This window comes from Bradyrhizobium sp. LeoA1Lang, from assembly GCF_055413685.1.
In genome coordinates this window covers 1-11,352 of the sequence record NZ_JBVAPG010000214.1, presented here as the reverse complement: position 1 = coordinate 11,352, position 11,352 = coordinate 1, and the positions used below count along the sequence as shown (strand labels likewise).

Below are 11,352 nucleotides of genomic sequence, written 5' to 3'. Positions count from 1 at the left end.
CCCGGGGCCCGGTCGTCGCGCTGCGCTACGCATGGCTCCGCGCGCCGCCCTCTCACCGCAAAAACCCAACCCAACCCTGTTCGTTGAGAGCCTTGACTCACGAAGCCCCATATGAGGGTGGGCAAAGGAGCGCAGCGACGTGCCCACCATCTAGCACTCGGGATGGTGGGCACGCTTCGCTTTGCCCACCCTACAGATCGTGGCGCGCTAGTTGAACGCCATGCCGCCGCTCATCGCGACGGTCTGGCCGGTCATGTAGGCGTTGCCGATCAGCAGCATGACGGCCTGCGCGACTTCGTCGGCGGTGCCGAAACGGCCGAGCGGAATCCGGCTGACCAGGTTAGGCTGGCCCTTCATCATGTCGGTCTCGATCAGCGAAGGCGCGACCGCATTGACGGTGATGCCTTCCTTGACGAGGCGTGCCGCATAGCCCCGCGTCAATCCCTCGACGCCGGCCTTCGATGCATTGTAGTGCGGACCGATCGCGCCGGCGCCGCGCGCGGCACCCGAGGAGATGTTGACGATGCGGCCCCATTGCTTCGCGCGCATTCCCGGCAGCACCGCCTGCGTGCACAGGAACACCGATTTCAGGTTCACCGCGATGGTGGAATCGAAATCGGCCTCGGTGAGATCGTCGACGCCGCTGACGATTGCGATGCCGGCATTGTTGACGAGGATGTCGATCGGGCCGAGTTCGGCGGTAGCGCGCTGCACGAGCTGCGCGACCGCCGCGGCCTTTGAGACGTCCGCGCCGATCGCAATCGCCTTTCCGCCCGCGGTCGAGATCTCCTTCGCCAGCGCATCCGCATCGCCCGCACGCTCGCGATAATTGATCGCCACAGCCGCGCCTTGCTCCGCCAGCGCGCGCACGATCGCCGCGCCGATGCCGCGCGAACCTCCGGTCACGAGCGCCACATGGCCGCGCAATGTCGCTGTCGTCATCATTCTCTCCCGTCTGAAGGTTGCGAGGTCATGTTACACGAAAAGGCCGACCGCGATGTCCGCGGCCGGCCTTTGTTGCGTTCAGCCTCGATCGGCTCAGCGGCCGGCGGGTGCCGACCAGCCACCAGTGAAGACGCTCGGCGGGTAGTCGTACATCTCAGGGGACGGAGCAGGCCAGGCTGCATAGGAATTGAAGGGCGGCGGCTGCTGGCGCACCACCACTCGGTCCGACTTCTTGTAGTGATGCCGCTGCTGCGCTGCCGCAGCGAACTGGACGGATGACGCAATAATCAAAACTGACCCAAGGATGGTGAGGAATGTCTTCATGTGGTTCTCCCGGCTTTATTACGCTTCGTCTGCGAGGCCTGTGCGGCTCGCACCTCAGCGCTAAAGAGGGAGATAGCGATGTGCGCTGACGGTTAGTACGGTTGTGCCCATCACGAAGCGGCGAGCAAATTTCTTGGTCACGGCTAAATATTCAGCAGGTATTACAGGCGGTTCGCGCTATCATGGAGTGACCGGTGCCGGTCCGGTTCAATAAGGCAAAGGATTCCCAACGAGTGAGGCCGATGAAGAAGTTTTTACCAGTGTTGCTGTTGGTCGCCGCGCCAGTCTCCTCGCTGGCCGTGGCGCAGACCCAACTGGTGCCAAAGGAGACCAAAGGTGCGACAAAAGGCGCGGTCGCGCGGGCGGACGATTGCGCTCCGATCGGCCGCACTGCGAAAGGCGAACTGGTCTACTCCTTGAAATGCGAGAACCTGCCGGCGCCGCCTGCACCGCCGCCGCAGGCCGAGGCCAAGGAGGCGCCGCCGCCCGAGCCTGAGACGCAGCGCAGCGGCCTGTTCGGCTGGTCGTACGATCGGAGAAACTAGGCCAACGCTGCCTCTGGAATGGTCCTTGCTTCCGATGCCGCGCTGCAATGCGGTAGCGAGAGGCGGTTCCCAGCTACACAACAGCAGAGATCCAAGAGAAGAGATCAATGAGCAAACTGATTGTCCATGCCGGCGACTTCAAATTCGACGCGCGCTTTGAGGAGGCGCTGGCGCCGAAGACGGTTGCAGCGTTTCGCAAGGCGATGCCGTTCGAGAGCCAGGCGATCCATGTCCGCTGGAGCGGCGAGGGGGTCTGGATGCCGCTCGGCGATCTCGACTTCGGCGTCTCATATGAGAACCACACCAGCTATCCGGCGCCCGGCCAGATCATCCTCTATCCCGGCGGCATCAGCGAAACCGAGATCCTGCTCGCCTATGGCGGCGTGCATTTCGCAAGCAAGATGGGTCAGCTCGCCGGCAACCATTTCATCACGCTGACGTCGGGGCTCGAGAACCTCGTCACCTTCGGCAAGACCGTGCTCTGGAAGGGCGCGCAGAAGATTCGTTTCGAGGAAGTTTAGTGACCGAAGCATATCCGCGCGATCTTCGCGGCTATGGCCGCAACCCGCCCGATCCGAAATGGCCGGGCAATGCCCGCATCGCCGTGCAGTTCGTGGTGAATTTCGAAGAGGGCGGCGAGAACAACATCCTGCATGGCGACAGCGCCTCGGAAGCGTTCTTGTCGGATGTGCTCGGCGCGCAGCCCTGGCCGGGCCAGCGCCATGCCAACATCGAATCGATGTTCGAATATGGCTCGCGCGCCGGCTTCTGGCGGCTCTGGCGTATGTTCGGCGAACGCAAATTGCCGACCACCGTGTTTGGCGTCGCGATGGCATTGAAGCGCAATCCCGAGATCGTTGCCGCGATGAAGGAGGCGGGCTGGGACATCGCGAGCCACAGTCTCCGATGGGTCGAGCACAAGGACATGTCGGAGAGCGAGGAGCGCGCCGAGATCGCCGAAGCGATCCGCGTGCACACCGAGGCGACGGGCGCGCGGCCGCTCGGCTGGTACACCGGGCGGTCCTCGATCAATACGCTCCGGCTTCTGATGGAAACGGGCGGCCTCTCCTATCTCTGCGACGCCTATGCCGACGATCTCCCGTACTGGATCAAGGCGGCGGGCGTTGAGCCGCATCTGGTGATCCCGTACACGCTCGACGCCAACGACATGCGCTTCGTCAACCCGCAGGGCTTTGGCGGCGGCGATCAGTTCTTCAGCTATCTGAAGGACAGTTTCGATGTGCTCTATGCCGAGGGCGAAACCTCGCCGAAGATGATGTCGGTCGGACTGCATTGCCGCCTGGTCGGTCGTCCCGGCCGCGCCGCGGCGCTGATGCGCTTCCTCGACTACGTCACGAAGCACGACCGCGTCTGGGTGCCGACGCGGCTGCAGATCGCCGAGCATTGGCACGCCAACCACAAGCAGCTCGCCGAACAGGCCTTCAGCATCGGATAGGATGTCGATCACAACAGCCGATCTCAACAGTCTTGGCCGCGACGAATTCGTCACGGCGCTCGGCAACATCTTCGAGCATTCCCCGTGGATCGCCGAGCAGGTGGCGTTGCTGCGGCCGTTCGCCGGCGTCAACGCGCTGTTCGCGGCGATGAAGGCCGCGGTCGAACGCGCACCGGCTGAACTGCGGCTCGCGCTCATCAAGTTGCATCCCGATCTCGCCGACAAGACTCAGCGCGCCGCGGGCCTCACCGCGGAATCCGATGCCGAACAGAACAGCGCCGGCCTCGACCGATTGTCGGATGCCGAATATGATGCGTTCGAGCGCGTCAACAATGCGTATCGCTCGAAATTCGGTTTCCCCTACATCGTCTCGGTCCGCCGCCACACCAAAGATTCGATCCTGCGCGATTTCGAGCGGAGGCTGCCGAACGATGTGCCGGCCGAGATACAGCGATCGGTCGAGGAGATCTGCCGCATCGCCGCGCTGCGGCTCGATCAGCTCGTGACGGCGGAGGACAGACTTCCCGTGCACGGCCGTCTCTCGACGCATGTGCTGGACACGCATAGTGGCAAGCCGGCCGCCGGCATCGCTGTCGAATTGATCGAATTGTCCGATCTCGGCTTAAGCCGCGTCGTGACGCGCGCCGTGACCAACGCCGACGGCCGCACCGATCAGCCATTGATCGGCGGCCGCCCGGTGCCATCAGGAAAGTACGAGCTGCTGTTCAGCGTCGGCGAGTATTTTGCGAGCCGCCAGGTGCCGCTCTCCGATCCGCCCTTCCTCGACCGCATCCCCCTGCGTTTTGCGGTGAGCGAGCCCGAAGGCCATCTCCACGTGCCGCTCCTGGTCACGCCCTGGAGCTATGCCACGTATCGCGGCAGTTAAGTTGTAGGGTGGGCAAAGCCAACGGGTCGCGCGAACGCGCGCCCGATGACAGGCTCCGCGTGCCCACCATCCACGGGCGGTGCAAGAAAGGTGGGCACGCTGCGCTTTGCCCACCCTACGACTGCCGGTCCCTCATGGTGAGGAGCGCCGTCAGGCGCGTCTCGAACCATGAGGCCCGTATCTCGCCCGCGGCCATCCTTCGAGACGACCGCTACGCGGTCTCCTCAGGATGAGGCCCGTATGTGCGGGACGACGTATACCCGATGCCGCTGATGAAGGCCGCGGCAAGGATGGCGAAGATTGTGGCAGCGGTGGCAGGTCACACCAACTCACGTTGCCGTGCCCGAAGCTTGCCCGGTGGCATAAACGTTGCTCATTATGTGTAGATCGGGCGCAATGCCCGTTTGAATTTACCGGCTCAACGGGAGGCTTTCACGTGCCGCTGATCAAGAACCGCTACGGCAAGGGCCGCGTCCGCGTGATGCGCATTCATCGCGATGGCGACAGGCATGAGGTCAGCCAGCTCAACATCAAGGCGATGCTCGAAGGTGATTTCGCCCGCACCTATACCGATGCGGACAATTCCAACACGGTGTCGACCGACACCATCAAGAATGTCGTCAACGTCGTCGCCCGCGAAAATACCGGGCTCTCCCCGGAAGAATTCTGCCAGGTATTGGCGCAGAAATATTTCGACACCTATCCGCAGGTGTCATCGGTATCAATCACCTCGCACGAGACCAAGTGGAACAGGCTGAGCTTCGGCGGCAAGCCGCATCCGCACAGCTTCGTGCTCGACGGCAACGGCAAGCCGACCGTCGAACTTACGGCGACGCGTGGCGGACCGATGACGCTCGCCTCGGGTATCGACGGCTTCGCCTTCATGAAGTCGACTCAATCCGGCTGGGAGAATTACCTCAAGGACCGCTACACCACGCTTTCCGAGACGCATGACCGCATCTGCGCGACCAGCATGGTGGCGTCGTGGAAATGGTCGGGCAAGCCAGCGAGCTATCCGGCGACGAATGCGAAGATCCTCGATGTGCTGCTCGAGGTGTTCTCGACCACCTATAGCTGGAGCGTGCAGGACAGCCTCTACCGCATGGGCGAGGCGGCGCTCGCGGCGGTGCCCGAGATGTCCGAGATCAGCATGGCCTGCCCGAACATGCATTTCATCCCGATGAATCTCTCCGCCTTCGGGCTCGACAACAACAACCAGGTGTTCCTGCCGACTGACGAGCCGCACGGCCAGATCGAGTGCACGGTGGGGCGGGGCTGACGATGTCGTTCCGGGGCGATGCGAAGCATCGAACTACGATGTGCGATTGCACATCGGAGAACCTCGAGATTCCGGGTTCGCGCTCCGCGCGCCCCGGAATGACAGACGGGGGCGTAGGGTGGGCAAAGCGACCCACTCGCTGTGACCTGTCCACGGGCGACGGCGGAAGCGTGCCCACCATCACGCATTCCGCTCGTGATGGTGGGCACCACCCTACACACTCCGTCATTGCGAGCGAAGCGAAGCAATCCATCTCTCCACTCGCGGAGATATGGATTGCTTCGTCGCTTCGCTCCTCGCAATGACGGCGGAGAGCAACGGTGCGACATTCGCGACTACCCATACTTCTCATGCAGCGCCGGGAACAGGCGGTCGGGCTTGAACGGCACGCTGGTGAAGCGGATGCCGGTGGCGTTGGCGATTGCATTGCCGAGTGCGGCGGCGACGGGGTTGTATGGACTCTCGCTCATCGACTTCGCGCCCATCGGCCCGACCGCATCTGATGTCTCAGCAAAGAAGACGTCCGTCCGCGGCACGTCGGCATAAGAGGGCAGGTGATAGTCGCGGAACCTCGGATTGATCACCCGTCCGCCATCGTCGATCACGAGCTCCTCGTAGAGTGCGGCACCGAGCGCTTGTGCGACGCCGCCTTCGACCTGCGCGCGGCATTGCATGGGGTTGGCGACGCGGCCGGCGTCGGCCGCCTGCACGCTCTTCAAGATCCTGACTTCGCCGGTGCCCTTGTTCACGGCGACGCGAAAGCCCTGCACGTTGAAGGCGACCGAACGCGGCGTGCCATGCGCGCTGCCGCTGGCCTCCAGAGTGCTGCCACGCGCCTCCGCGGCTTTCGCCAGCTCGGCAAAGGACAGGCGCCGCCTGCCGCAGACGGCGGTTTCATTGTCCAGCAGGCATGAGTCGGCGTCGCCCTCGGTCATCTCCGCCGCAAACGCCTTGATCGCGACCGCGAGATTTTCCGCTGCATGTTGCGTCGCGCGCCCGGCGACGAAGATGCCGGCGCTGCCATAGGCGCCGGTATCGTGGCCGCCATGCGCGGTGTCGGATTGCTTCAGGACGATGCGATCGACCGTCGTCGCCAGCGCGCTCGCCGCGATCTGGCGATGCACCGTGCTGGTGCCGTTGCCGAACTCGGCGGTGCCGACCGTCAGCTCGAAAGCGCCATCCTCGCGCAGCGAGATTTTGGAATCGGAGAGATGCCCGGCCGGCGGGACGGTGTCGATCATCGTCAGCGCCATGCCGTCGCCGATCAGCCACTCAGGCGACAATCCATGCCGCGGCGCTTCCTCGGCCATCGCGCGCTCGACCAGGTCGAGGCACTGATCGAGGCCATAAGAGCCATAGAGCACGTCATGATATTCGGAAGGCGGCGGCGACAGCATGGGATCGCCGGGCTTCACGACATTGCGGCGGCGGAAGTCGAACGGATTGATGCCGAGCTGCTTTGCGAGCTCGTCGATCGCCGCTTCCACGGCGAACAGCCCTTGCGGCAGGCCGTAGCCGCGGAAGGCGCCGGCCGGCAGCGTGTTGGTGTAGGCGACGATGGCGTCGACTTTCTTGTTCGGGCAGTTGTAGACGCTGACCGACTCCGCCACCGCATGGAACAGCACCGGGCCGGCGTGGTTGCCGTAGGCGCCGGTATTGGAGAGCACGTCGAGCTGCAGCGCGGTCAGCTTGCCGTTCTTGTCGGCGCCGGCCCTCACCTTGACGCGCATCGGATGCCGCGTCGACGTGCCGATGAACTGCTCCTCGCGGGTGAATTCGAGCTTGACGGGGCGTCCGGTCTTGAGCGCGGCCAACGCAAGAATGTCCTCGACGAACATCTCCTGCTTGCCGCCGAATCCGCCGCCGACCCGTTCGCAGAACACCCTGATCTTATCGGGTGGCAGATCGAAGATCTGCGACAGCCCGCGTCGGGTCAGGAACGGCACTTGCGTGCTGGAGCGGACATTGAGGATGCCCTCTGTGTCGATCCAGGCGAGCCCGCCATGGGTCTCCAGCGCCGCATGCTGGACGCGCTGGGTCGTGAACGTCCCCTCATAGGTGACGGCAGCCTCCGCCAGTCCTTTCGCGACGTCGCCATATTCGCCATGCGTCTCCGCAACGAGGTTGCGCGTGGGGTTGGTGATGCGATGTTCGACCGTCTTGTCGCCATGAAGGACCGGCGCCCCCGGCGCGATCGCCTCGGCCGGGTCGAACACCGCAGGCAGCAGCTCGTAGTCGACCTTGAGGCGGCGGCAGCCTTCTTCCGCCGCGGCCTCGGTCTCCGCCACGACGGCGGCGACTTTCTGGCCGATAAAGCGGACGACGTCGTCGAGGACGCGGGTATCCTCGGGGTCCATCCAGTCCTTCTCATGCCGCGCGGTCGAGAACAGAAGTTTTGGTGCATCCTCATGGGTCAGCACCGCATGCACACCGGGCAGCGCGAGCGCCGCACTCTTGTCGATCGAAACGATCTTCGCGTGCGGATGCGGCGAGCGCAGCAGCTTGACGTGCAGCAGACCTTCCACCTTGGTGTCGAACGTGTAGCGCGCTGCTCCGCGCACCACGAGCGGTCCGGCCGGCGCCGGCAGGCTGCGGCCGAAGGCGGTCCCGGCGCCGTCGTCCTCGATGTTGCACTTGCCGTCGAGCGCATCCTTGATCGAGCGATAGCCGGTGCAGCGACAGATATTGCCCTTCAGCGAAGCGCCAAGGTCTTGCCGCTGCGCCTGGTTGAGCGATGCGCAGGTCAGGATCATGCCGGCCGTGCAGAACCCGCACTGGAATCCCTGTGCGTCGAGGAAGGCCTGCTGCAGCGGATGGGTGCCGCCGTCAGGTGCAAATCCCTCGATAGTGGTGACGGCATGCCCTTCGGCGCGGAACGCCGGGATCAGGCAGCTATGCACCGGTTCGCCATCGAGCAGCACGGTGCAGGCGCCGCAATCGCCTGCGTCGCAGCCTTTCTTGACGCCGAAATGCCCGAGGTCGCGCAGGAAGGTGCGCAGGCATTGTCCGGCCCGCGGCGCTTCCGAGAATGTCTTGCCGTTGATGTCGAAGGTCATGGCTGCGCCTTGAGTTCAGCGCGGATCTCTTCCGCGAGCCGCACCGTCATGTGCTTGCGCCAGACCGGTTTGCCGTGGATGTCGGTGTGGTAGAGATTGTCCGGGAGGCGCCGCAGGATCGTCTCGCGCAATTCCTCCTGCTCTGGGATAGTGGCAAAGACCAGCCTGATCGGCCGTATCGTCGAGGCGGTCACGGTCAGCGCAAAGCTGCCCTCGCTGTCGGTGCTTCCGATCAACAGCGCAGCCGAGCGGCCGACCGGCGTCAGCGAGATCTGGCGAAACGCCGAACGCCGCCGCAGCGCCGCGAGCGGAATGTCGATCTGCCGCAGGAGGTCGCCGGGCCGAAGCAGGTTCTGCTGATTGCCGGTGATGAAGTCGATGATGCGAGTCTTGCGCTCGCCGCCATCGGTCTGCCAGATCGTGGCGAGGCCGTCGAGTGCCGACGTCAGCGAGATCATCGGCCCCGCCGGCAGCGACATGCAGATATTGCCGCCGACGGTCGCAGTCTTCCAGATCTTGAAGGAGGCGAGGAACGAGCGGCAGCATTGGTTGATCAGCGGCGAGGCGATCCAGTCCGGCGGGCAGGCAAAGCCGTCAAGCTGGGCCACCGTGCAGGTGGCGGCGATGGTGAAGTTGTCGTCGCCAATTGTCAGCGCCGGCCATTTCAGATCGGAGAGATCGATCAGCCGCCTCAGATGCGCCTGCGGCTCCGAGAACAGCCAGGTGCCGCCCGCCAGCCAAGCATCGCCTGCTTTCCAAACAGGCAGTTGCGCCCGGGATTTCGGATGGGCGACTTCCGTGATCGTGTTCAGGTCCATCGATACGCCGACGCTTTCAACAGGATGCATCCTAGCTTAAGAGTCTTGCTCACTTAAGAAGCCTTGCAAGACCGACGCCAATTGTTGGCCATAATTGGGACGGTCGTTGCATCGAACCAAACACCGATGCTTCTCTATAGATGGTGGAATCATGGACCAAACGCACCCGATCTGGATCAAGGATCCGCTTTCCATTCTGGCCGAAGGCGCCGAACGCGGCGTCGTGGTGAAGGATGGCAAGATCGTCGAACTGGTCGGCCGCGGCAAGGAGCCAACGGCTACGTCGGTAACGGTGTTCGACGCAGCCGAACACGTTGTACTGCCGGGATTGATCAACACCCATCACCACTTCTACCAGACACTCACGCGGGCGCTCCCGGCTGCACTCGATCGCGAGCTGTTCCCCTGGCTCAAGGCGCTTTATCCGGTATGGGCGCGGCTGACGCCGGAATCGCTCCAGCTCGGTGTCACCGTTGCAATGTCGGAACTGCTGCTGTCGGGCTGCACCACGACGACCGATCACCACTACGTGTTTCCCGCCGGGCTCGAGGACGCCGTCGATATCGAGGTGGCCGTTGCAAAGCGCCTCGGCTTGCGGGTGCTGCTCACGCGCGGCTCGATGAATCTGTCGGTGCGCGACGGCGGTCTGCCGCCCGATAGCGTCGTGCAGGATGAGGACACCATTCTGGCCGACAGCGCGCGCGTGGTCGCAAAGCATCACCAGCGCGGCGAGCAGGCGATGGTGCAGATCGCGCTGGCGCCATGCTCGCCGTTCTCGGTGACGACCTCGCTGATGCAAAAGACCGCCGAGCTTGCCGACAAGCTCGATGTTCGCCTGCACACTCATCTCGCCGAGACCGAGGACGAGAACAGGTTCTGCGAGGAGATATACCGCTGCCGGCCGCTGGATTATCTCGAGCGATGCGGCTGGCTCAATGGGCGCACCTGGCTCGCGCATGGCATCCATTTCAACGCCGATGAGATGAAGCGGCTCGGCAAGGCCGGGACCAGCATCAGCCACTGCGCCTGCAGCAACCAGGTGCTGGCGTCGGGCTGCTGTCCGGTCTGCGAGATGGAGGAAGCCGGCGTCGGCATCGGCCTTGGCGTCGACGGCTCGGCCTCCAACGACGGCTCCAATCTGATGCAGGAGGTGCGCGCCGCCTTCCTGGTGCAGCGGGCGCGCTACGGCGTTGGCCGCGTCAGCCACAAGGATGCGCTGCGCTGGGCAACCAAAGGCTCCGCCGCCTGCGTCGGCCGTCCCGAGCTCGGCGAGATCGCCGTCGGCAAGGCCGCCGATCTCGCTTTGTTCAAGCTCGACGAGTTGCGCTTCTCCGGCCATGGCGACCCGCTCGCCGCGCTGGTGCTGTGCGGCGCGCACCGCGCCGACCGCGTGATGGTCGGTGGCAACTGGGCCGTGATCGACGGTGCGATTCCCGGGCTGGATGTCGCCGACCTGATCCGCCGCCACACCGCCGCCGCGCGCGCGATGCAGGCGGGGTGAGATCGCAGCCCGCTCTCTCCGTCATTCCGGGGCGCGCGCAGCGCGAGCCCGGAATCCATTCCTCCGCCTGGTATGTGGCCCGATGGATTCCGGGCTCATCGCTTCGCGATGCCCCGGAATGACAGCGTGTGCTGTGGCGCGAGCTATGCAAAAACTGCCCGACGGGCAAATCACCGAAAGTCTGTCCAGCCCTCACACAAAAAACATTCCGCTTTCGCCGTCGGGCAAATCAGTGATTTAACTCCGCGCGTCTCACCCGAATGAGGGGCGGCTCGCGATCGTCACGAACGTTGCGGTGAGATGCGGTGGACGCGGGTGTTGCGACAGACGAACGCAACATCAGCGGACGGCGAAGTCGTGTGGTCCTGGCGCCCCGACGCTGGCGCTAAGTTTTGTGGATCAAGTATCCGCAGAGCGACGGTGGCAAGAAAGCCCGGTCACCGGGGAGAGCACGAAGGAAGCCGTAACACCATCGCGCAGGGAAAGCCGGAATGCTTCGGTTGAACCTGTGGTCCTACCCCCGTGCTTTTTGTTGCACGGGA

General features: G+C 64.1%; 10 protein-coding genes. 6 read left to right on the top strand and 4 right to left on the bottom strand.

Annotated features, from left to right (window positions below; genetic code table 11):
• Positions 1–207: 207 nt before the first annotated feature.
• Both ACZYOF_RS38925 and ACZYOF_RS38920 read right to left on the bottom strand, forming a co-directional pair.
• On the bottom strand, positions 208–942 hold the full coding sequence (locus ACZYOF_RS38925) for an SDR family NAD(P)-dependent oxidoreductase (RefSeq protein WP_463719053.1): 735 nt from the start codon (positions 940–942) through the stop codon (positions 208–210).
• A gap of 96 nt (positions 943–1,038) precedes the next feature.
• The gene (locus ACZYOF_RS38920) at positions 1,039–1,269 is read right to left on the bottom strand and encodes a hypothetical protein (protein WP_282531301.1); all 231 of its coding nucleotides are present in this window, start codon (positions 1,267–1,269) and stop codon (positions 1,039–1,041) included.
• Between the two features lie 242 nt (positions 1,270–1,511).
• Here ACZYOF_RS38920 and ACZYOF_RS38915 point away from each other — a divergent pair, with 242 nt between their 5' ends.
• The 5 genes from ACZYOF_RS38915 to pucL all read left to right on the top strand — a co-directional run bounded on the left by ACZYOF_RS38915 (position 1,512) and on the right by pucL (position 5,435).
• Entirely contained in the window at positions 1,512–1,814 is a 303-nt protein-coding gene (locus ACZYOF_RS38915; RefSeq protein ID WP_130230108.1) for a hypothetical protein, read from the top strand.
• A gap of 107 nt (positions 1,815–1,921) precedes the next feature.
• A complete protein-coding gene (locus ACZYOF_RS38910; protein ID WP_027579045.1) occupies positions 1,922–2,335 on the top strand; it encodes a DUF3830 family protein in 414 nt (137 codons plus the stop codon).
• Complete coding sequence (puuE, locus tag ACZYOF_RS38905) at positions 2,335–3,270, top strand: allantoinase PuuE (protein WP_463719052.1); 936 nt, start codon at positions 2,335–2,337, stop codon at positions 3,268–3,270. Before ACZYOF_RS38910 ends, puuE begins: the two co-directional genes overlap by 1 nt.
• Position 3,271: 1 nt before the next feature.
• Complete coding sequence (gene uraD, locus ACZYOF_RS38900) at positions 3,272–4,156, top strand: 2-oxo-4-hydroxy-4-carboxy-5-ureidoimidazoline decarboxylase (protein WP_463719051.1); 885 nt, start codon at positions 3,272–3,274, stop codon at positions 4,154–4,156.
• A 436-nt stretch (positions 4,157–4,592) separates the two neighbouring features.
• Complete coding sequence (gene pucL, locus ACZYOF_RS38895) at positions 4,593–5,435, top strand: factor-independent urate hydroxylase (RefSeq protein WP_282531298.1); 843 nt, start codon at positions 4,593–4,595, stop codon at positions 5,433–5,435.
• Between the two features lie 335 nt (positions 5,436–5,770).
• Here the strand turns inward: pucL and ACZYOF_RS38890 are convergent, their stop codons facing one another.
• Positions 5,771–8,491 carry a molybdopterin-dependent oxidoreductase gene (locus ACZYOF_RS38890; RefSeq protein ID WP_463719050.1) on the bottom strand — a complete coding sequence of 907 codons (2,721 nt, stop codon included), beginning with the start codon at positions 8,489–8,491 and terminating at the stop codon, positions 5,771–5,773.
• Positions 8,488–9,309 carry an FAD binding domain-containing protein gene (locus ACZYOF_RS38885; RefSeq protein ID WP_394565608.1) on the bottom strand — a complete coding sequence of 274 codons (822 nt, stop codon included), beginning with the start codon at positions 9,307–9,309 and terminating at the stop codon, positions 8,488–8,490. The genes ACZYOF_RS38890 and ACZYOF_RS38885 overlap by 4 nt, the downstream gene beginning before the upstream one ends.
• 151 nt (positions 9,310–9,460) lie before the next feature.
• On the opposite strand from ACZYOF_RS38885, the gene ACZYOF_RS38880 reads away from it, so the two are divergent.
• Complete coding sequence (locus ACZYOF_RS38880) at positions 9,461–10,810, top strand: 8-oxoguanine deaminase (protein ID WP_463719049.1); 1,350 nt, start codon at positions 9,461–9,463, stop codon at positions 10,808–10,810.
• Positions 10,811–11,352: the final 542 nt, after the last annotated feature.

Coding starts and splice junctions, on each gene's coding strand:
- ACZYOF_RS38925 (WP_463719053.1), bottom strand. CDS start 942: ATGACGACAGCGACATTGCGCGGCCATGTGGCGCTCGTGACCGGAGGT.
- ACZYOF_RS38920 (WP_282531301.1), bottom strand. CDS start 1,269: ATGAAGACATTCCTCACCATCCTTGGGTCAGTTTTGATTATTGCGTCA.
- ACZYOF_RS38915 (WP_130230108.1), top strand. CDS start 1,512: ATGAAGAAGTTTTTACCAGTGTTGCTGTTGGTCGCCGCGCCAGTCTCC.
- ACZYOF_RS38910 (WP_027579045.1), top strand. CDS start 1,922: ATGAGCAAACTGATTGTCCATGCCGGCGACTTCAAATTCGACGCGCGC.
- uraD (WP_463719051.1), top strand. CDS start 3,272: ATGTCGATCACAACAGCCGATCTCAACAGTCTTGGCCGCGACGAATTC.
- ACZYOF_RS38890 (WP_463719050.1), bottom strand. CDS start 8,491: ATGACCTTCGACATCAACGGCAAGACATTCTCGGAAGCGCCGCGGGCC.
- ACZYOF_RS38885 (WP_394565608.1), bottom strand. CDS start 9,309: ATGGACCTGAACACGATCACGGAAGTCGCCCATCCGAAATCCCGGGCG.
- ACZYOF_RS38880 (WP_463719049.1), top strand. CDS start 9,461: ATGGACCAAACGCACCCGATCTGGATCAAGGATCCGCTTTCCATTCTG.